This window comes from Planktothrix agardhii (assembly GCF_904830935.1).
In the GTDB taxonomy this organism is placed as follows: Bacteria; Cyanobacteriota; Cyanobacteriia; order Cyanobacteriales; family Microcoleaceae; genus Planktothrix; species Planktothrix agardhii.
Window position 1 is genome coordinate 1,664,135 of the sequence record NZ_LR882952.1, and the last position, 20,908, is coordinate 1,685,042.

Here is a 20,908-nt window from a genome sequence, read left to right on the forward strand (position 1 = left end):
CCTTTAAGACATCATTAATAGATATCTTTAGATTAGACTGTCTGAAGCCAGAGAACTCTGGATATCAAAAAGCCATCACCATAAGGAATAGGGAGGTCGGTTTGATCCGATTGACAGATTAGGCTAAAAGACTTGCGTGTTCTCCCCTACTCTAAAAAATGTAACATAACTTCAACTCAATTTTCACAAAACTAGGGAATCAATCTGCCCCGGATCGAATCCCCCAAGGGTGAGGCTGAAAATCAAGCCGTGAAAGGTCTTAAATCGGTTGATTCCCCAATCTAATTTGAAAGCAACGTTAAATCACCACCATGCAAAAGCGCGTTTTTCCCATAGCATTTCTAATTATTCTGCAAGTCTGTTTAACCTGGATCACCTGGACAACCCCGGTTCTGGCCCTGACCGAAGACCAAAAAATCTTTAGCGAAAGTTGGCGAATTATTAATCGCTCCTATGTGGATGAAAGTTTCAACCATCAAAACTGGTGGTCTATCCGCGAGAAACTAATCCGGCAACCCTTCAAAAGCCGCGAGGACACATATTCTGCCATTGAGAAGATGTTAGCCACCTTGGATGACCCATTTACGCGGTTATTGCGACCGGATCAATATCGCAGTTTACAGGTGAATACCTCCGGGGAACTGATGGGGGTGGGGTTACAAATCTCCCAGGACGGGGAAACGGGCAATTTAACCGTTATTGCTCCGATCGATGATTCTCCCGCAGAACGGGCGGGTATCCAACCCCAGGATCAGATTGTGAAAATTGATGGCTTTTCTACTTCTGAGTTAACCCTGGATGAATCCGCGGCTCGGATGCGGGGGCTAAGGGGTAGCCAAGTTACTTTAACGGTGTTAAGAAATAGCAATAAAACCACGGAAGATATTATTTTAGTTCGGGATCGGATTGCCCTGAACCCGGTGATCACGGAACTACGTTCTGATTTGAAAGACACTCCATTAGGTTATATTCGTTTAAATCAATTTAATGCCAATGCCACGGAAGAAGTAGCTCAAGGGATTCAATCTTTAGAAAAAAAAGGGGCAAAAGCCTATATTTTGGATCTCAGAAATAATCCAGGGGGATTATTACAATCTGGCATAGAAATTGCCCGACTTTGGTTAGATGAAGGGACGATTGTTTATACGGTTAATCGTCAAGGTTTATTGGGAAGTTTTGAAGCGGTGGGTTCGGCTTTAACTCAAGCTCCTTTAGTGGTTTTAGTCAACCCAGGAACCGCTAGTGCCAGTGAAATTTTAGCCGGGGCTTTACATGACAATCATCGAGCAACTTTAGTGGGAGAAAAAACCTTTGGCAAGGGATTAATTCAATCTTTATTTGATTTATCCGATGGTTCGGGATTAGCAGTAACAGTTGCTAAATATGAAACTCCCAATCATACTGATATTAATAAATTGGGAATTATGCCCGATCGGGTAATTCCTTCGGAACCTTTACTTAGAAATCAAGTGGCAACGGAGGCAGATCACCAATATCAAACAGCTTTGGAATTGCTATCTTCTCAATTGGTGGTGGCTCAAAATTAATAGGTAATGGGTAATTGGTAATAGGTAATGGGTAATGGGTTTTAGACTGATAACTGATAACTGATAACTGATTTTTGTATGTTGGATTATGATTTGGTGATTTTAGGAGGGAGTTTAACCGGACGTTATGCAGCATTATTAGGCAGTCAAATACAAGGACGAATTGCTTTAGTTGAGCCGGAAAAAACTGGGAATTCGGGGTTATTTTCGATGGCTTTATCCCTCCCTAAACTTGAGTTAATACCCACCTGGTGCGGGTCGGATATTAGGAGAAAACCGATCAAACCTTGGATTGATTTAGTTAGAAATAATTGTGAGGAAATTTATTCCCATCAACGGTTAGGGGCAGGGGGAGTGGATGTGATTGTTGGTGAAGGTGAATTTATCAAATCTCCCCGTCTGGGATTTAAAGTTAATAATAGAATATTGCGATCGCGCAATTATTTATTAGCCCCAGCTTCCACCCCTAAAATTCCCCCCATTGAAGGGTTATTATCCACAGGATTTATTACTCCAGAAACCTTGGATTTATTTTTAGAAAAATTACCTAATTTATCAGAAATAATTCCCCAGAGATTAGCAATTATTGGGGGTGATCCCAAGGGAATTGAATTAGCCCAATATTTCGCTCGTTTGGGTTTAGAGGTGATTATAATTACCCCAGCTACTCAAATTTTAGCCCAGGCAGATCCCGATGCGGTGCAGTTGATTCAATGTCAATTAGAAGCCGAAGGAGTAAAAGTTTTAACCCAAACTCCAATTATTCAGGTTAAAAAAATTGCCGATAAAAAATGGATTCAAGCGGGAAATACTGCTATAGAAGTCGATGAAATTTTGGTGGCTTATGGCTCTCAAACCGACGTCGAATCCTTAAATTTAAGCCTGGTCGGTGTTGAGTTTAAAGGGAATCATTTATGGGTGAATCAAAAACTACAAACCACCAATCCTAGAATTTATGGGTGTGGACAAATTTTAGGGGGATATCCCTTTGAACATATCGCCCAATATGAAGCACAAATTGCCCTCAAAAATTCCCTATACTGGCCGAAGTTTCAAGTTGATTATCAAAGCATTCCTTGGGCTATTTTTTCTGACCCCCAATTAGCACAGGTGGGGTTAACAGAAACCCAAGCTAAACGACGCTATGGAACTCAAGTAATTGTAGAGCAACAACCCCTAAAAATGATCGCTCAGGCGCAAATTTCCGGGGAAACAACGGGATTTTGTAAACTTGTGGGTTTGGCGAATGGTAAACTCTTAGGGGCTACGGTGGTCGGTTCCCAGGCAAGTGAATTAATCAATACCCTAGCTTTGGCAATTCGTCAAGGGGTAAACCTTAAAACCTTAGCTGAATTTCCTCCGATTTTTCCCACGTTTTCGGAGGTTTATCATCAAAGTGCGATCGCTTGGATTGATCAACGCCGTTGTCAAAATAGGATATTATTTAATTGGACAGAAAATCTGTTTCATTGGCGACGATATTGGGGAAATTAAGAATTAAAATGTCTAACATGAAAGTTCAAAAAATACGAGTTTTTAACCGGGCAACGATTATCGGTTTTAGTGTTTTATTATTAACTGTTACGGGTTGCCAAAAACCACCTGCTCAAGTTAAGTTAGGTCAAGATCAAGAATGTTTTGGATGTGATTTTAGCGGAAAAAGTTTGCAAGGGCAAAATTTAACCGGGGCTAAACTGAATAATTCTAACTTTAGTAAAGCGGATTTAAAAGGAGCTAATCTCAAGGGAGCATTTTTAGATACTGTTGATTTTACTGGAGCGAATTTAGCCGGGGCAGATTTAAGTGAAACTACTTTAAATCAAGCTAATTTAACAAATGCTAATTTGAGTCAAGCGAATCTGACTGGGGCATTTATTCGAGGAGCTAAACTGAATAATGCCAAACTGAATGGAGCAATCTTTAAAGATGCGGATTTGAACTCAGCCGATTTAACCGGAGCAGACCAGAAAGGAGCTAATTTTCAAGGGGCAATTATGCCGGATGGTTCGATTCAAAAATAATGTGTAGAAGGGAATAGGGAATGGGCAATAGGCAATAAATAGGATTGCTATGGGATTAAATTCGGTTAAAAACTCCAGTTTCTATACTTTATACAATCATGCTCAAAGCGATTTTATTTGATTTAGATGGAACTCTCGTTAATAGTGACCCATTGCACTATTTAACTTGGGCAAAGGTTTTAGAGATTTATCAATTTAATATTGATCATCGTTTTTATCAAACTCGAATTAGTGGCAGAACAAATGCTGAAATTGTAGCGGATTTATTTCCTGAATTTTCCGATGAAGATATAGTAAAAATGGTGGATTTAAAAGAATTAAAATTTCGAGAACTAGCTATTGATTTACAGCCCTTACCTGGGTTAATAGAGTTTTTAGATTGGGTGAATCAGCAAGGCTTTAAAACAGGTTTAGTTACCAATGCACCTCGGAAAAATACGGATTTTATCCTAGAAATTCTGAAGTTATCAGATTATTTTGATAGTGTGGTTTTGTCCGATGAAATTGGTATTGGTAAACCCGATCCTGCGCCTTATCAGTATTGTTTGGAACAGTTGAATATTTTACCAGAAGAAGCGATCACTTTTGAAGATTCTCCCTCTGGAATTCGTTCGGCAATGGCGGCAGGGATTAAAACCATTGGAGTTGCATCTACCCACAATCCCAATAGTTTAAAAGATTTGGGTGTGGCATTTGTAATTGAAGATTTTAACCATTCTGACCTACAAAAAATTAATGCTAAAATCTAAGAGTATCTTGAATCTATGTAAACCGGAGGATTCCATCCGAGAGTAGAAAAAACTATTTTTTCGCTGGTTTAGTCGAAATATTAGTTGGAAATTAAAAATTCCTCCCAATCTTGATAACTATTGGGAAGAAAATATGGGCAGTAAGGTGAGTTGTACTATTTATTTTGAAGCCTATCTCTTTTCCACTATTAGAACCAATAATGATTCCGGTTTACAAAATCTTCCTAGTTTGCCAGTTGTTATCCTCAAAGATTTAATTAGATAATGAGGAACAATAAAGCGATTCTATCGACTATTAGGTTATAAGAGTTAAATCAGAACTTGAAAAAATAAGGATGTTTTGGTATATGTTAAAGGCGTGCGATTCGTTTAACCTAAAGTAAGCTGAAAAGATTACGGGACGGTTAACCCAGTTGATGAAACTGGTTAACTGATTACATTTGTGGGTGAAATTCGGTGAATTAAGTCCCACCCCTCAAGTGCTGAGGTGAAAGCATAACCCCTAGTCTGTTTGGGTAGCATCCAACAGACTAAAGCGGGGTTAAAAGGTAGAACTACTGGTAGCCAAATCTGGTAACTATCGAGCAAGAAGTCCATGCGTAGCGCAAGCAAAGATGTGTCTGAACCATCGAAACATAGCAATGGTGGAATGGCTAAATCAAAAGATAAACCCGTTGAGAAATACGGTAAAGACTGATTAACACCAAGCCAAAAGGCAAGGCTAGGGCATAAGCGGTGGTCGTTCCGACTTATAAGCACCGCCCAATAAACCCGGTGGAAAGCATCACGCTAAAGACTTCAAACAAATGTGTAATCGGAACGAAGTAACCCCTATATATCTCTGGAAAAGGTCGAAATCCAGTAAGTAGCTAACGAACGATATATAGAGGAGGGATGGTGTCAAAAGCGAATGCCCTTGGTAATGCAAGGGATATGCTGACAGACGCTCGGTAATTCCAAAGAAATAGAACAAGTAGCAATGAATATATCTAAAACGCAGAACAATCTGACGGTGGAGTGGAAAGACCTTAACTGGCGCAAGTTAGAAAAGGTAACTTTTAAGTTGCAAAAGCGAATATTTCAAGCGAGTGAACGAGGCGATGTTAAAGCAGTTCGCAAACTTCAAAAGACCCTGATTAGGTCTTGGTCGGCAAAATGTATAGCGGTTCGTCGGGTAACACAAGATAACCAAGGTAAAAATACGGCGGGTGTGGATGGGGTTAAATCTCTGACCCCAAAGCAACGTATAAACCTTGTAGGACGATTAAAGTTAACCAATAAAGTCAAACCAACTCGTAGAGTTGAAATACCTAAACCTGGTTCAACAGAAACCCCCCCCCAAGCCCCCCGTGCACGGGGGGTTTGGGGGGGCGGAATACCCACAATCAACGACCGCGCATTACAAGCGTTAGTCAAACTAGCGTTAGAACCAGAATGGGAGGCGCTCTTTGAGCCAAACAGTTATGGCTTCAGACCAGGACGTTCCTGTCACGATGCAATTGAAGCAATATTTAACAGTATTAGAAGCAAACCCAAATTTGTACTCGATGCTGATATCTCAAAATGCTTTGACCGCATAGACCAAAAAGCATTAATCTCCAAAATACACACATACCCCACATTAAGCCGTCTTATTAAAACATGGCTTAAAGCAGGGTACTGTGACGGAAAAGAAATTTTCCCCACTAATGATGGTACACCACAAGGCGGGGTAATTTCACCCTTACTTGCCAATATTGCCCTACATGGTATGGAAGAAAGAGTCATGCAATTCGCAGAAACTCTAAAAGGAGCAAAACGGGATAACCGTCAAGCCCTCAGTCTAATCCGTTACGCCGACGACTTCGTAATCATCCATGAGAATTTAAACGTTGTCAAAAAGTGTCAAAAGATAATCGCCGACTGGTTGAGTAACATGGGACTGGAATTAAAACCAAGTAAGACAAAATTAACCCATACCCTCAATGAAATCGATGGAAATGTCGGGTTTGAGTTTTTAGGGTTCCATATCCAACAACACAAAGTAGGGAACTACCGATGTGCCAACAACAGGAATGGAACACCGCTAGGTTTTGGTACATTAATCACACCCTCAAAAGCCAAAATCAAAACCCACCTTGTCAAAATAGCTGAAGTAATAGATGCCCATAAGACCGCCCCACAAGCTGCTTTAATTAGCAAGCTGAATCCAATTATAAGAGGCTGGTCAAACTATTACTCAACAGTTGTTAGTAAAGAAACCTTTAACAAGGTTGACCATCTAACTTACGACAAGTTAAGAGCTTGGGCAAGAACGAGGGGAAAAGGGAACATCAATAAAGATAAATACTGGAGAACAGTAAATGACAGAAATTGGTGTTTCAGTACAGAAGACGGAACGGAATTACTCACCCATAGCAGTACGCCAATCGTAAGGCATACAAAAGTTAAGGGTGAAACCAGTCCGTTTGATGGAAACTGGATTTATTGGAGCAAGCGTAGAGGCAAATATCCTGAAACTCCTATAAGGGTTTCTAAACTAATTAAGAAACAAAAAGGTATTTGTTCTAACTGTGGTTTGTATTTTACAAGTACAGACATTGTAGAAGTTGACCATATTAAACCCACATCATTAGGTGGGAAAGACACTTATGATAATCTACAACTTCTACACAAACATTGTCACGACATAAAGACGGCAAATGATGGTTCTCTAACGAAAAATAAGAAATTATCAATAGTTGAGAATTATGACAATAATCCGTTTTGAATCGTACCTATAACAAAGGTGGAGTTATCAAGGAGCCGTGTGAGGTGAAAGTCTCATGCACGGTTCTGAAGGAGAGGTAGGAGTGGTAACGCCCCTATCGACTCTAACTAAATTATCACGTTCAGGACTATCGGTTTTCCTCGCCTTGGGTTTAACAACAGCCGTAGCCACACCTCTGCTGCAAGCTATTCCCGCCACAGCCCAAGCCTTCCCCAATACCTTACAACGGGATAGAATTTTAGCCGGAACCGAGATTCCGGTAGAATACTTCCAAGCGGAAAAAATTGTGGTTATGCCGAACGAAACCGTTTCCATAACAATCACGGTAGCACGGGATATTGTTACCAGTCAGGGACGGGTTTGGATTCCGGCAGGAGCTGAAATTGTCGGACAATTAAAACCCGCTTCCGGGGGGTCTCAATTTGTAGCGAGTGAGGTGATTCTCGGTGTCGGAAAACGGTTTCGCCTAGATGCGAATTCTCAGGTTGTCACCCACACCGAAACCGTCCGCAAAGGGGCTTCGGCGAAATCTATTGTCGGTGGGGCAGCTATTGGGGCGGCGGCGGCGGCAGCTATTGGGGCAGTAGCCGGGGATAATGCGATCGCAACGGAAGAAGTTTTAGTAGGTGCGGGACTCGGCGCGATTACCGGAGTCTTTGTTGGACGGAGTAAAGTGGATGTGGTGGTGATTAATCCGAGTCAAGACCTCAGTTTAACCTTACAATCGGATATCATCTTCCGCTAAATTGTAGTGAGGCGTTCACGCCTCCTTCTTTCTTTCAAGACAGCCCTGAAGGGCTCACTACCTATGCGGATTTCCACGGCTAAAAAATACGCGATCGCATTCTGCCTAACTTTAGGGTTATAGCAGTCGCCACATCTATTAGGACATTCTTGAAGGCTAAAAGCTGCTCACAGTAAGTATTTACCTATAGCGAGATTGCCTATTCCCTATTGCCTCTTGCTATAACTGATAACTGATGACTGATTACTCATCTTCCCAATCATCTAAATAACGCTTTAATAACGGTTTAATATCTGCTGCGATGGGTTGTTCTTCTTCCTCTAATTCAGTATTATTAAAATTCAGGGGTTCAATAATTTTAGCAAAGGCATCCTGAACAAATTGTTTCACAAATTCATCCCGACGGGTTAACTGAAATTGTCGTTGTACTACTTCTGTCATCCCTCCATCTCCCCAGTCTTGATCCTGGCGGAAATATTCAATAAAACTTTTACCTGCAATTCGGGTTAAATAAGCAGCACTCACCGCTTGAATTGCCCGTCCGACTACTAAGGTTGCTAAATTTAATTGTAAGGCGGTTGAGACTAACTGAATTACCCCTTTTACTACACCTAAACTCCCTAAAGTTTTTGCTAGGGATAGGGCTAATTCTCTACCGCGATCGCTATTTAATTCACACCCATAAATTTTACCAATTTCTATCACCATTTGGGTATTAACAGCCGCCGTAGCAATTAAATCAATTACGGGTAAAGGTGTTACGGCAATTACCCCCGCACCTATCCATTGAAACCGCTCCACAATTTTTTCGGCTTCCCGTTTGCGTTGACTATCAATTAAGAGTCTAGCTTCTTCTCCTAACCGTTGGGATTGTAATAAAATATTATCAGCAATTAATTCTTCTCCTTCGGATCTTAAAATTAGGGCGATGCGTCGAATTAATGGCATAATATCCGGTTCCTGTTGAATTATTTCCCCCGTTTCTAATTTAATTGATTGCGGATTCGCGGCGATAGAAATGACATCATTTGCATCTAAAAATAGTTTAACTCTATCTTTAAGTTTTGCTAAAATAATATTTTGATCTGCTGCTGTGTACAAATCTTTTTTATTTAAAATAATTAGCGATCGCTTGCCAATTTCAATTAAAGCTTGTAAAGATTGATATTCCGATTGTCTTAAATCATTATCTAAAACAAATAATAATAAATTAGCATCAGTCGCCAGCGAACGGGCTAATTTTCCCCGCTCAGACCCGGCTATTCCTGCTTCTAAAATTCCGGGGGTATCGGTAATTAAAATTTCCCGCTCAATTCCATCTAATTTTAAATGATAGGTTTCTCCCACTTCTGTTGTTCCCATGGGTGCATTAACTTTCCCCACCATTCGACCCATTAACGCATTAACTAAAGAGGTTTTTCCTGCCGAACCCGTACCAAATACAACCACCTGAATATTACCTTTAGCTAATTCTAAAGCCATTTCTTGAGAGCGACTTAATAAGGCTTTTTTAGACACCTCATCCTGAATTTGAGTTACCTGTTCTTGTACAGATTTGATCGATGCTTCCGCCGCTTCTATCTTGTCTAAAGGTATTTTTAAAGGTCGCCGTTTTTTGCGAGATTTCCCTGATTTTTGGAAGAATCGAGTATAATAAAAAAAGGCAAAAATTGCCAATCCTAACAATATAATTAACAACAAAAGTAGCAAATTTGCTAAAATAGGATTAGCTGACCAAATTACCTGACTATAAAGAGCCGATAAGGAACTAACCAGCCAAATCATTAAGCCTAAAATTAGACAAATTCCAAAAATTAAAAGTAAATAACGAGAGATGGGCATAATGCGATCGCTCCAACCGTAAATCAGCCAATTTTATCTTTCTATACTATAGCAATCATAAACAAGCATTGTTATAGTTTGCAACTATCAACTTGTGTAAAAAATAAAGTTTTGGCTTTAATTTATGGAGAAGAAAAATAATTTTATTTATACGCTGTTTAAACAAATTAAATTCTGTGTTGGAGGAAATTGAGAAACCTAATTTACTACTTCGTACCTGTACGAATCATCTTGAAACCATAGACATAAATATCAGGAAACCCATAACGTTGTTCTTTTTCTCGCCATTTAGCCAGACCAATTCCGCTTAAAAAATTGGCAAATTCATCGAAATCAGGATATATTTCCTGTGCGCTTTTTTGCCATACTTGTTCAAGTTGTTCTCTGGATGGTAAAGATTGAACACCTTCTAGGGCTTCAAAAAATTGATATAGGTCAGGATATTCCTGTTTAATTGCATCACAACGTTCCTCTGAAGCCTTTTCTAAACCAATCTCCAGAGATTTTCCTCGGAGTAAACGATCAGTTGGATACTTAACAGATGTTTGTTCTTTATAAGTTAGCTCCTGCTCTTTTGCTCCTTGAAGTAAAGCACTTAAGCTGCGAGGAAATGCAGTACCATTTAAGTCGGATAAACGTTCGTAAACCCATCTATAAACATATTTAGATCTATGGCTTGTTCTTCGACGAATTCCCCACAATAAATCCAAGGCACGATTTAAGGTTTCTTCATTGGCATTATCAATATTTTCAACAGGTGCAGAACGATCTACGAAACTTTTAAAATCTCGTGATTGCATGGCTTGACGAAGGGCTAATCGTAAGAAATCTACCCTTGTCCACGTCAAAAATAGATCACGTCCATTAAAGTGACTTTTATTGTCAAAGTTTAACCGATTCCAAATATCTTCCCGGAGGAATATTTTAAATCGAATTGAGGTTAACCGACGGGCATCGCAAGATTGAATCAGTTGAAATAAACCCGTTAAAGCTTGTTGTCTGACTCCATTTTTTTCGGGGAAATCTTCATCTAAATCGTCATATAAAAGCCAAAGTGTTTGATTTTTATCCCGTGGTTGTTCCTTCAGAATATCTAAGACCTCAGGTAAAATAAGTCTCAAATTTGAATCCGTTGATAATTGAATTAATGCTCTAGTATGTTCAGACTGCCAGTTTTCGCGTGATAGTCCTTTCAGAATTTCGCGTAATTGAGTTTTCTGCCCCCCTTTATCTGGCAGTTTTAAACTGTTTTCTTGGAATAATCGCAGTATTAGGTATGCTCGCCAAAATTCTTCCCAACTTCCCTGATTTTCTTCTAACTTTTGATTGATGTATCGGAACTCGTCACGGGATGGACGACTATTCGTGAATCCTCCATGACCAGAAAGGAAAGTTACGGAATCTAATCGACCACGAGCTAACTGTTTAGCATTAGATTCATGTCTTAATAGAAGTAAGTAAAGTGCCGTTTTTCCCGTGCCTTTTCGACCGCGTATAAGACAAGTTGTTTCATCTAAGAATTTGTCAAAATTAGCAGTTTTCTGAAAGAGTAAATTCAAATCTTGTTTGGGATCAGCCGCGTTTAATGCTTGAAATTGAAGGCTTTCGATAATTTTCCAGCGTTGTTCTGCATCTGTTCCCGTTAGAATTTCCTGTGAGCGGATTTGATTAGTTTCTTCATCAATTAAGTTAGCAATTCGATTGTAGTAATCCAATAAGCCCGTTACAGGATAATGATCGGCTAGAGCAATGGGTTGAAGATAAGGTATTACTAATGGTTCTGCAATTTCCGATTGAGACTCATCTGAGTCATCCCCATTTTCACTCTGTTCATCTTGATCTATTTCTCGCTCAATTACTTCGCGCAAAAGTCGCCAAAGCTTTGTAACTTTAGCCATTCCAGTATCGCTGAGATCGGGAACAGGTGAAAACACAAAGTTTATTGACAGTTTGCCAAAAGAATTAAGTGATTTTAGGAGAAGATCGATCCCTTGTCGATTCTGCTCATTTGGAAATAAAAATATAATCGCTTCATCAGCAGCTTGGAGTAAAGATAAAGCACCCCATTCATTGATTCCGGTACGCGAATCTACCAAGATAATATCTGGTTTTAGCTGCTCTTGAATTTCACGACTAAAAATAGACCAGAGGGTTTCACCCTGATCAAGAATAGTAGTTGCTCGCAGATCATCAACTTTAGAAATATAATCAAGACTTAAAGAACCAGCAGGAACAATAAAAAGTCTTCCTGTAGCATCAGGTATTGTAACTTCTCCAAATATTTTGGTGATTAAAATATTAGGTTTTAACCCTTTCGGTAAATAAGAACGTTCATAAAAATAATCCACAATACCGAATTCAGGTAGTGGGTTTAAGCTAAAAGCTGTACTTAAACCAGGTGCTTCTAAATCTAAGTCAACAGCCACAACTTTTCGACCGCGCATAGCCAAAATCCAAGCAACATGGGTTAAGGCAGTTGTTCGACCCACTCCCCCTTTAAAGGAATAAAATGTTACTGTTCGAGGAATACGGGGTTGAGGTTGAGAAAATTGGGATTGATTTTGCGGATTTGCTGCCCATAATGCTAAATCTTGCCAAGTATTTATTGAGCTTCCATTTACAAGCTGTGGGGCTGACAAATTCAGGGATCGTGCTTCTTCTAATGTATATAAAGAAATGAAACCTGGGGATATCTTAAATTGACTTAGGATGTTTTGTAATTGATCCCTTCTCTGTGGTAAAGATAATTCATTAAAGCGATCACTTACAATTGTTAAATTCAGAAGTCCAGAAGTTGAAATATTGATGTCAGTCCATTCTTCCTGTGGACTCTGCACATAAGTGTCCGTAAGCTGCCGTTTCAATGATAGTTGCCAGATTTCCTCCATATCTGCCTCTTTAAAGTTGAGTAGCTTGCCTCTGTAACCAACCTATGAGACTCTTGTATGCAGATAGCCACTGCTTATAGTCTTCATCATTAGGTTCACTGCCATCGTAGCGCATATCTATAAAATGTTGATTTTTAGGATTTTCAACTGTGACCAGCCATTTCATGACCTGCGGAATCTTTTGAACCCTATCATAGAGCTTATGATGCCGCTTTAAAGCATCTTGAAAACTATGTCCTGGATTTGTGATTGTGTGACCATGATTATTAGAATCCGTCTTCCATTCTCGCTTTGCACTTTTGGGTAATGAAGCCAATATCATTGATTTTAGCAGACACTCTATGGTAACACCACCAAAGTGCATGGCGGCTACTTTTCGGTTAGATGAACAAAGTATTTCGGTATCCTTATGACGCTGTAAAAAAGCAGATTGGTAATCTTCCATGTTTGCCAGAGGTTTGGTGAAAATGATCAATCTAACAAATAACTCTCTTGCTTATTATATTATTACCTAGATGTCCAGTTCTTCCGTACTTACTTAAAACTCCTAAATTGTTCTGGAGTTGACACCCAGGCTTCAGGGTTATCTCCCGTAGTAAGCCCTTCAGGGCTTTCTTAAAAAATATGGAATAGAAGCCTGAAGGGTTCACTACGAGGGTTGAAGAATTTGATCAATAGTTGATACTTGTTGATCGTAGTCTTCTTGCATTAATATAGGAACCATATTTTCTAATGAAATCGTTTCCTTTAAATCTATCCAAGACCGACATCCTCCATAACTGGGATGATAAGCAATATTATAAACTTTCTCAAGTTTATAGGTTCTCAGTAATAAAATATAAAGGGGTTGATCGGGTTTGAATTGAAGGCGATCGCGCACAAATGCTTGATTCCAAATATGATATTTTATTAAGGAATTAATTAAAGATTCATCTTGAGCATTATTCCATGATAAAATATTAGTAATTTCCGCAAAACTACTAATTTTAACGGTTTCAGGATGCCAACCGGAAGCAACGGGTTGGACAAGATTTGCATATTCAGGTTTTAATAAAGTGGGTTTTTGATGTTCAAAGGTGGGATAGAGTAGAATTTTATCGTGATCTACCTTAAATTTTCCTCCTTGTTCTCGAATTCCGCCTTTTCTCAATAACATAATTGTTTCACCCATTTCTAGGGCTTGAATGGCAATATCCCATTCTTTTAAAGCATAATTTGTTACGGTTTCCATGATTTAACTATAGATGCTAATTTTTGCTAAAATTACATACAATAATAATAACCTACAACTGAGGAACTTAACATGGAAAAACGAACTCTGGGTCAATCTGATATTTTAATTACGCCCATTTTAATTGGAACTTGGCAAGCGGGAAAACGGATGTGGGTGGGAATTGAAGACGCAGAAACTATTAAGGCTATTCGTGCCGCCTTTGATGCGGGTATTACTACCGTTGATACCGCAGAAATTTATGGGGAAGGACACTCGGAACAAATTGTAGCTCAAGCGTTATCGGATGTCCGAGATCAAGTTATTTATGCTAGTAAAGTTTTTGCTAATCATTTAAAATATGATCAAGTGATTGCAGCCTGTGAACGATCTTTAAAAAATCTGAATACCGATTATATTGACCTCTATCAAATTCATTGGCCTTCTGGATTTATGAATTCGGAAATTGTTCCTATTGAAGAAACCATGAGGGCTTTAAATCACTTAAAAGAACAGGGCAAAATTCGAGCTATTGGTGTTTCTAATTTTTCTCGTTCTCAATTAGAGGAAGCCGCCCAATATGGAAGAATAGAAAGTTTACAACCCCCCTATTCTTTATTCTGGCAAAAGGTAGAAAAAGATGCCATGCCCTATTGCATTGAACAGAATATTTCGATTTTAGCCTATTCTCCCTTAGCCCAAGGATTATTAACGGGAAAATTTGGCTTTAATCATCAATTTGCCGAAGGAGATCATCGTTCTAAAAATAAACTTTTTGCTGATAAAGACCATTATCAACGGGTACAAAATGCCTTAGACAAATTACGCCCCATTGCTGAAGTTTATCACTGTACTTTAGGACAATTAGCGATCGCTTGGTTAATTGCTCAACCTCAAACTAACGCGATTATTGGGTTTAGAAATGCCGAACAAGCCCAACAAAATACTCTGGCAACTGAGATTATTCTTTCGCCCGAAGATATTGCAGAAATTGATAAAATCGGACGGACTGTTACTGATTATTTAGATGATAGTCCGGTGATGTGGAATTTTTAAAAGGTGATATTCTTAACCCATTCCCCATTCCCCATTCCCCATTACCTATTACCTATTACCTATTACCCATTACCCATTAAAATCCTTGCCGAGATACTAATTCAATGCAAAGTTGATTCACAACTTCCGCATCTACCTGTTTCGGCAAGGTAGAATTTTCTGCTGCTTGGTCGAGTTTCTCATAGAAACCTTTAGCAATTTCCATCACCTGATCATAAGAATATTTCCCTTTTTTGATGGCTAATAATTCCTCCGCATCTCCAGTTTCTCGACGGTCTACTATTAAAGATTGAGTTTCTAAAACCTCAATTCCGGTTTTTAATAGCCGAATTGCTTGCATAGCAAATTTGCAATCATATCCCACCTTAGCCTCCATCTCAGCCCGATCTCGATTGCGATTTTTTTTCCAATCTTGATAATGTTGGTATTCTCGACAGGCCCTTTGATACTGTTGACTTTTTTGCAATAATTGGATAAAATCGTTAGAGGAATTAGACAAATTTTGAGTCATTTCTAAAGTAGATTCTGGTAAGGGATACTGTTTTAAAACTCCTTTAAAATCTATATCCGCAGTTAGCAGTTTATACAGTTCTTGGCTGGGTTCTAAAAATTCAATGCGAGCGCGAACTAACCCATATAAATATTCTAAAAAACCATTCATTTGACTAACGGTTAAGGGCGGTATATCCACTAAACCAAATTCTGCCGCCGTCGGCTTTTCCGTTGGAGGATTCAATAACCAACGACGATGGGATTCTAACTTTTTAATTTGAGCATAGCCATAGCCAGAATAGGTTTGTTTGACTTTTTTAGATAAAAAAATCTGACGATGTTCTCTCAATCGTTCCCCAACTTCCGTCAGATGAATATAGTCTTTAAACCATAATAATTCTAAAATATTAGGGTTATTATCAATCAAGAGTTTCAGAAATTTTTTTAATTCATATAAACAGGTATCTTGAGATAAAAAGGGGAACTTTTCTGTCGGTTCTGTGTCCCAACCCCGATCTTTTTGTTCAATCAGATTAAATCCTAAATAATAGGGTTTGGTGGCAATAAATACCCCACGATAATCATAATCAGAAGCAGGGGTGTCCAGTCCATAACCTCTGGAACCCGTTAACGCGAGTAAAATTGTCCGGTTTTCAATCTCTAAACGGTTCATAAAGACAGAAATTAAAAAAGTGCGTTCTGCTATTTTACTGTAATTCAATTTCAGGTCTAACACAAATGTTATCCGGGGTTGATATAATAAATCAATTACCCTTTAAGGAGTGATCCTCATGGAACGAGATAAACGACTGATTCTATCGGTACTGAGTCATGGTGCAATCTTTTTTAGTGCTACCTTAATCGCCATTGGTATTCCTATTGCTATTTTATTTCTAGTTCAAGATTCCGTTGTCAAAGCAAATGCCAGAGAATCCCTAAACTTTCATATCAATTTATACATTTATGCGTTTGTATTTACAATTTTGATAGGCTAAAGGTAAAGGAGTTTTACTAATTCGTTCGCACCCCCCCAAAACATCGACCATGGTATCTAAAAGTTTATATAAAGCAGTTAATTGATAAATATGAAGGTGATGGTGTTTGTTTTGAGCCTGTAAATAATCTCCTATCCAAAAGGCAATTTCCAGAGGGGGATGATTCATTGTTTGCAGTTTTGTATACTGTTCTGAGGAAATTAAAGCCTCAATTTCTGAATTAATTTTCTCTCCCCTTAAATGAAGTTTAGTTGCCACTGCAAAAGCAACTAATAGTTTTAATATAGCGATTTTATTAGTGGTATCATTAATATCTTTTTCGGGAACTATTAACCAGATTTGACGAGAAAAATTTCTCACGGTATTGACTAAAGTTCCCCAAAGTTTTCGACCTTCCCAAAAGCGATCATAGGCTGTATTTGTTCGGAAAACTAATAATAAACCCAGAACCAAATCAGGAAAAATAAAATAATTAAAAACTTCCGATACGATCGGCCAATCATGATAATCGAATAGAGAAATTGCCATGCCCAATGTTGTACATAGAATCACACGGGGCATGATCGCTGGAATAACAGAGTTTTTAATGGTGACTGTTAACTTAAACCAGTTTTTTTCGCTATTAGACATATAAGTTTTTGAAGGTTTATCCTCCTAAAAATTCCTACTAACAGACTATCCGGCAGAAGGTCGCAGTTCGACGACTTTATTTCCTGCTACGGTCGGGGTAGGCGGATTTAATTTTTGATTCAGTTCTCGAATTCGTCGAGATAATAAACGAATAATATTAATCGCAATTCCGGGGGTTTCATCAATCGCATCATAGAGTTGCATTTGGGTTAAGATCAAACATTCGCAGGTTTCTAGGGTGCTGACGGTGGCGGAGCGAGGTTCGGCATCAAATAGAGACATTTCACCGAAACAAGTCCCTTTTCCCAATTCGGCTAAATTGCGATCGCCAATGTGAACTCGTACCCGTCCAGAAACCACAATATAAAGCGCCCGTCCTTCCTGACCCTCAGTAAAAATACTATGTTCATTAGGAAAGGATAATTCATCCATAACCGATGCTAGACGGACTAAAAAATCGTCTCGCAATTCTTTAAAAATCGGGACACCCCTGACAAATAAAAGGCGTTCAACGCTAGTTAACATAGGTTTACTAAAAAATTCATTTCTAGGAGGGAACACCGGAACACCGGAACACCGGAACACCGGAACACCGGAACACCGGAACACCGGAATAGGGAATAGGGAATAGGGAATAGGGGGAAAATCATTAACTTCTGTGTTCCGCACTCTATACCTTTGATCGCTATTTCACTCCAAGCTGTATCATTAACTCCTCAACTTGGTTTGCGACTAAATGATCGGGATCATTTTGTAGCATTGGCAATAATTCTATCAAAGCCCGTTCAGATGCAATCTTTAGATATGCTAAGACAGCTTCTCGAACAAACCCGGTGGGATGACGTAAGCACATCAGGGCTTGTTCAGCCGTTAAACTCCATCGGGAGCTTTTAGCGACATGGAAACAACAAGCCAAAGCCCAGTCCGAGAGAAAATGACGTAACTCTAATAAACGGCGTAGGCGATCGCTCGGTTTCATGGGTTGATAGCTAACTAAAATCGGATAAATTTTGCAATTTCTCCAATTTAGAGTGCTGATCGAGAATGCTAATTAATGCCCGTTTATGGGCAATATCAACAATATTATCAATAATTTCTAACCCCCGTGCGACATTAGAAGAAGAATTGGACTGGACATTAAAGGATGCGGCTTGAACCGAGCTATGGGGATACAAAAACTTCATTAACAGAAAGCAACGATCCACCGCATCAATTTCTAATCCTTCCAGGGCGCGTTTTAATAACTGTTGGGGAGCATGAATATCAGGGACAACCGGATCGAAGGGATCGAAGGGATCAAAGGTATCTGAATCTTCATCTTCCGAGTCCGATAGGATAGGTGTTTCTAGGGACAAATCTAGCAAAGCCGCATAAATTTGACCGATGAACATTAATTCCTGCTCAATTAAAATTTCTACCCCGGTGCGTCCGACCCGATCTAATACTCCTTCAATTCCAGTATCTTGAGGAATTTTAAGCAAAATTCTCAGGATATTGCGCCGGGTAGTTCCCCAGGAAATCATTAATTCACCGATCAAAGTATCCAGGGCTTCGGTAGTACCAATTTCGCCGAGGGCTGTCCAAGCCTGTAACCGCACTAAATCCGGCTTATATATATCACTAGCTTGCTGGATTAACAAAGGAATTGCCTCATTCCCTAATCTCACTAAAGCCTGTAAAGCCGTATCCCTTGTGGAACGATAGCAGAGAGCTTTCATTAAAGAAGGATAGTATTCTTCCAAATGGGTAGAGGCGATCACATCTAATAATGCACAACGGACGCGCAAAGATTCATCCTGTAACAAATCGTTAAGATAGAGCCGCAGTCCTTGTAAATAGTCAGCTTCTCCCAGGGCGCGGACTCCCATCACCCGTTCCCGTTCTTGGCCGTTGGTAATCATCCGCCGGATGGTATTGGTGGCGGCGGCCTTTTGTTCGCGATCGCCTCGACGCAAAATCAAGGCCCCGGCCGTTCCCCGCACCACCGGATCAACCTGGGGTTGGAGATAGGGGCGCAACTGTTCCATATCGGGACTGGTTTCGGTTAACCACAGGTATCGCAAAGCCAGGGCCAGGACTTCCGGGGCCAAAGTCCCTTGGGTAAAAGCTCGGATTTCCTCCAAATAGGCGGGATTTGGGTGATTGAGCATAATTTCCAAGCTCTGACGCTGTAACCCTGGGGAAAGACTACCCAGGAGGGGAACCAGGGTTTCACCGACGTTTTTCGCATCCAGTTGACTCAAGAGTTCAATACAGGAGCGTTTATCGGCTTCTTCTCCGGGTTTCTTGAGGGTTTCCACCACATTCCGCTTGAGTTGGGGCATATCAATATCCGAGACACTCAGCCGCCCCCGTTCGGCGCTGCGAACCAATAAACTCACATATTGGGCGCGAATTAACCAAACTACCAATAGCCAAACCACAGCCATGAGGATGATCAGACCGACGAACATTAATCCCTGTTCACTTTGTAACTGGGTTTGGGTCGATTCGGGAAAAATCAACCGCGAAATCCAGAGGGTAATTAAAATCAGTACCCCCGTCACCCCCGTGGACATGGGTTCAAACACCCCGTTTACCATTGATTGAATATCGCTGCGAACGTGATCCGGCAATGGTTGGAACAGGACGGCTCCGGTGGTTTCAATTAAGGTGTAATGGAATAATTCATCTAAGAATCGCAGGATCACAAATCCTAAAAATACCGAAAATATCCCGGTAATTCCGCCAATCAAGGAAATCGTGCCTAAAATAATCACCCCAACGGGTAAAACAATGGCGGTGACAAAGACTCCCGTGCGTTCAACTAATCGGCTAGACCCAAACCACTGTGTTAAGACTTGAGCTACACTCAAAATCCCTTCAAAGATTCCCAGGAAGCTAACAATCCCACTGGCTCCGGCCGTATCGCTTTGAAATTCTAATTGACTAAAAAATTGAAAATCTACTAATACATATAGGGCTTCTGCTAGAACAAAAAACGAGACTAGGGGAATCACATAACCCAACACCGGGCCCTTGAGATTGCGGGTACTAAATTCTTGTTCTTCATCTTCCGGTGTCCAGCGCGTGGAGTCGGGGAAGGATTGACCGTAGCGTTGGGATAGATAAAATAAAATTACGGCGGCTAGGAGTACCATCACCCCGGAAACCAAAGTGACGTTATTCAGTCCCACCACTTTTAATAGTAGGGGAAGGGAAAACCCACTAATTACCCCAGCGACTAGAAATCCACTACTAATAATTGGATAGGTGCGTTTAATTTCTCGAATATTAAACAGTTGGTTGGCGGTGATTGCATTATTTAAGTCGTTGAGAACATAAGACGCTTCCACCCATAACCACATTAAAAATAGGGTAATAAATTGAAGACTTAACCCTAATATTTTGATATCGGATAATCCTAGTCCCCAACGAAATAAAAATAGGGGTATTGCCATGATCACAAAGATAATGACAATCGCTTGACGTAGGGGAAAAACCTTTTGCAGCGATGAATAAACAAATCCCAAGCCTGAACCCATCCCGGCACTGGCGATATAGATCCAGGGTAATTTATCAGCACCGTATTCATCCAGGAATAAACCCACGGTACTTAGTTCTAACCAAATTAACCCCACGGACGCTAAGGTGTAGACCAAAAACATCAGTAGGGTTCTTTCTACTTCTTCCTGACGGAGATTCAGCCCCCGCAGCACCCCCTGTCCCAGCATAGCGGAACCACTGACTGGTTTTTCCATGCGATGCCCAAACCCCTTTTTGTGATGTTCAAAACCTCTGAATAGAGTTTAACTGATTTATCGCCCCTCTTGGGTTGGAGTTGAGGGTTGGTGGTTTCTACTCTACAAATATTAACGTTTCTCCTTGATAAACTCTCCTACCTTAGAGGTAGACTAGAAGTAATAGAAAGCAACGAAGATAACTCACTGCCCAAGCTGTTGCCATGCTCCCAAGTTTCGACAAACCTTTAATTTTCTACGTTTG

General features: G+C 40.0%; 15 protein-coding genes and 2 pseudogenes. 9 read left to right on the top strand and 8 right to left on the bottom strand.

The window, feature by feature from the left end; translation table 11 throughout:
- Positions 1-311: 311 nt before the first annotated feature.
- The 7 genes and pseudogenes from ctpA to NMG88_RS07820 all read left to right on the top strand — a co-directional run bounded on the left by ctpA (position 312) and on the right by NMG88_RS07820 (position 7,811).
- Positions 312-1,547 (top strand): carboxyl-terminal processing protease CtpA, encoded by a 1,236-nt coding sequence (gene ctpA / locus NMG88_RS07790; RefSeq protein ID WP_042153271.1) that lies wholly within the window; start codon positions 312-314, stop codon positions 1,545-1,547.
- Positions 1,548-1,625: 78 nt separating this feature from the next.
- The gene (locus tag NMG88_RS07795) at positions 1,626-3,041 is read left to right on the top strand and encodes a dihydrolipoyl dehydrogenase family protein (protein WP_227350374.1); all 1,416 of its coding nucleotides are present in this window, start codon (positions 1,626-1,628) and stop codon (positions 3,039-3,041) included.
- Between the two features lie 8 nt (positions 3,042-3,049).
- Positions 3,050-3,568 carry a pentapeptide repeat-containing protein gene (locus tag NMG88_RS07800; protein WP_227350375.1) on the top strand — a complete coding sequence of 173 codons (519 nt, stop codon included), beginning with the start codon at positions 3,050-3,052 and terminating at the stop codon, positions 3,566-3,568.
- Positions 3,569-3,666: 98 nt separating this feature from the next.
- The gene (locus NMG88_RS07805) at positions 3,667-4,317 is read left to right on the top strand and encodes an HAD family hydrolase (RefSeq protein WP_042153280.1); all 651 of its coding nucleotides are present in this window, start codon (positions 3,667-3,669) and stop codon (positions 4,315-4,317) included.
- Positions 4,318-4,381: 64 nt separating this feature from the next.
- Positions 4,382-4,582 (top strand): annotated as a pseudogene (locus tag NMG88_RS07810) (AAA-like domain-containing protein); the annotation flags it as partial.
- Positions 4,583-5,296: 714 nt separating this feature from the next.
- The gene (gene ltrA / locus NMG88_RS07815) at positions 5,297-7,066 is read left to right on the top strand and encodes a group II intron reverse transcriptase/maturase (RefSeq protein WP_254032352.1); all 1,770 of its coding nucleotides are present in this window, start codon (positions 5,297-5,299) and stop codon (positions 7,064-7,066) included.
- 55 nt (positions 7,067-7,121) lie between these two features.
- The gene (locus NMG88_RS07820) at positions 7,122-7,811 is read left to right on the top strand and encodes a hypothetical protein (protein WP_254035283.1); all 690 of its coding nucleotides are present in this window, start codon (positions 7,122-7,124) and stop codon (positions 7,809-7,811) included.
- 243 nt (positions 7,812-8,054) lie between these two features.
- Here the strand turns inward: NMG88_RS07820 and NMG88_RS07825 are convergent, their stop codons facing one another.
- From NMG88_RS07825 to NMG88_RS07840, 4 genes are all read right to left on the bottom strand, one after another.
- Positions 8,055-9,653 carry a YcjF family protein gene (locus NMG88_RS07825; RefSeq protein WP_235765648.1) on the bottom strand — a complete coding sequence of 533 codons (1,599 nt, stop codon included), beginning with the start codon at positions 9,651-9,653 and terminating at the stop codon, positions 8,055-8,057.
- 206 nt (positions 9,654-9,859) lie between these two features.
- Positions 9,860-12,517 (bottom strand): ParA family protein, encoded by a 2,658-nt coding sequence (locus tag NMG88_RS07830; protein WP_254035284.1) that lies wholly within the window; start codon positions 12,515-12,517, stop codon positions 9,860-9,862.
- A 34-nt stretch (positions 12,518-12,551) separates the two neighbouring features.
- Complete coding sequence (locus NMG88_RS07835; protein ID WP_227350378.1) at positions 12,552-12,986, bottom strand: hypothetical protein; 435 nt, start codon at positions 12,984-12,986, stop codon at positions 12,552-12,554.
- Positions 12,987-13,190: 204 nt separating this feature from the next.
- Entirely contained in the window at positions 13,191-13,772 is a 582-nt protein-coding gene (locus tag NMG88_RS07840) for a DUF1802 family protein (protein ID WP_042153292.1), read from the bottom strand.
- A gap of 72 nt (positions 13,773-13,844) precedes the next feature.
- Here NMG88_RS07840 and NMG88_RS07845 point away from each other — a divergent pair, with 72 nt between their 5' ends.
- Positions 13,845-14,807 (top strand): aldo/keto reductase, encoded by a 963-nt coding sequence (locus NMG88_RS07845; RefSeq protein ID WP_227350380.1) that lies wholly within the window; start codon positions 13,845-13,847, stop codon positions 14,805-14,807.
- A 76-nt stretch (positions 14,808-14,883) separates the two neighbouring features.
- On the opposite strand, the gene NMG88_RS07850 is transcribed toward NMG88_RS07845, so the two are convergent.
- On the bottom strand, positions 14,884-16,035 hold the full coding sequence (locus NMG88_RS07850) for a nucleotidyltransferase domain-containing protein (RefSeq protein WP_227350381.1): 1,152 nt from the start codon (positions 16,033-16,035) through the stop codon (positions 14,884-14,886).
- Between the two features lie 55 nt (positions 16,036-16,090).
- On the opposite strand from NMG88_RS07850, the gene NMG88_RS07855 reads away from it, so the two are divergent.
- Positions 16,091-16,294 carry a magnetosome magnetite crystal formation protein family gene (locus tag NMG88_RS07855; RefSeq protein ID WP_254035285.1) on the top strand — a complete coding sequence of 68 codons (204 nt, stop codon included), beginning with the start codon at positions 16,091-16,093 and terminating at the stop codon, positions 16,292-16,294.
- Here the strand turns inward: NMG88_RS07855 and NMG88_RS07860 are convergent.
- The 3 genes and pseudogenes from NMG88_RS07860 to NMG88_RS07870 all read right to left on the bottom strand — a co-directional run bounded on the left by NMG88_RS07860 (position 16,253) and on the right by NMG88_RS07870 (position 20,664).
- On the bottom strand, positions 16,253-16,924 hold the full coding sequence (locus NMG88_RS07860; RefSeq protein WP_254035286.1) for a bestrophin family protein: 672 nt from the start codon (positions 16,922-16,924) through the stop codon (positions 16,253-16,255). The two genes, NMG88_RS07855 and NMG88_RS07860, sit on opposite strands and share 42 nt — an antisense overlap.
- A 45-nt stretch (positions 16,925-16,969) precedes the next feature.
- The gene (locus NMG88_RS07865) at positions 16,970-17,449 is read right to left on the bottom strand and encodes a Crp/Fnr family transcriptional regulator (RefSeq protein WP_042153299.1); all 480 of its coding nucleotides are present in this window, start codon (positions 17,447-17,449) and stop codon (positions 16,970-16,972) included.
- Between the two features lie 160 nt (positions 17,450-17,609).
- Positions 17,610-20,664, bottom strand: a pseudogene (locus NMG88_RS07870) (HEAT repeat domain-containing protein).
- Positions 20,665-20,908: the final 244 nt, after the last annotated feature.

What these genes read in the sequence shown, in the direction of transcription:
- NMG88_RS07795 (WP_227350374.1), top strand. Translation starts at nt 1,626, where the DNA reads ATGTTGGATTATGATTTGGTGATTTTAGGAGGGAGTTTAACCGGACGT.
- NMG88_RS07820 (WP_254035283.1), top strand. Translation starts at nt 7,122, where the DNA reads ATGCACGGTTCTGAAGGAGAGGTAGGAGTGGTAACGCCCCTATCGACT.
- NMG88_RS07825 (WP_235765648.1), bottom strand. Translation starts at nt 9,653, where the DNA reads ATGCCCATCTCTCGTTATTTACTTTTAATTTTTGGAATTTGTCTAATT.
- NMG88_RS07840 (WP_042153292.1), bottom strand. Translation starts at nt 13,772, where the DNA reads ATGGAAACCGTAACAAATTATGCTTTAAAAGAATGGGATATTGCCATT.
- NMG88_RS07860 (WP_254035286.1), bottom strand. Translation starts at nt 16,924, where the DNA reads ATGTCTAATAGCGAAAAAAACTGGTTTAAGTTAACAGTCACCATTAAA.
- NMG88_RS07835 (WP_227350378.1), bottom strand. Translation starts at nt 12,986, where the DNA reads ATGGAAGATTACCAATCTGCTTTTTTACAGCGTCATAAGGATACCGAA.
- ltrA (WP_254032352.1), top strand. Translation starts at nt 5,297, where the DNA reads ATGAATATATCTAAAACGCAGAACAATCTGACGGTGGAGTGGAAAGAC.
- NMG88_RS07865 (WP_042153299.1), bottom strand. Translation starts at nt 17,449, where the DNA reads ATGTTAACTAGCGTTGAACGCCTTTTATTTGTCAGGGGTGTCCCGATT.
- NMG88_RS07805 (WP_042153280.1), top strand. Translation starts at nt 3,667, where the DNA reads ATGCTCAAAGCGATTTTATTTGATTTAGATGGAACTCTCGTTAATAGT.
- NMG88_RS07855 (WP_254035285.1), top strand. Translation starts at nt 16,091, where the DNA reads ATGGAACGAGATAAACGACTGATTCTATCGGTACTGAGTCATGGTGCA.
- ctpA (WP_042153271.1), top strand. Translation starts at nt 312, where the DNA reads ATGCAAAAGCGCGTTTTTCCCATAGCATTTCTAATTATTCTGCAAGTC.
- NMG88_RS07800 (WP_227350375.1), top strand. Translation starts at nt 3,050, where the DNA reads ATGTCTAACATGAAAGTTCAAAAAATACGAGTTTTTAACCGGGCAACG.
- NMG88_RS07845 (WP_227350380.1), top strand. Translation starts at nt 13,845, where the DNA reads ATGGAAAAACGAACTCTGGGTCAATCTGATATTTTAATTACGCCCATT.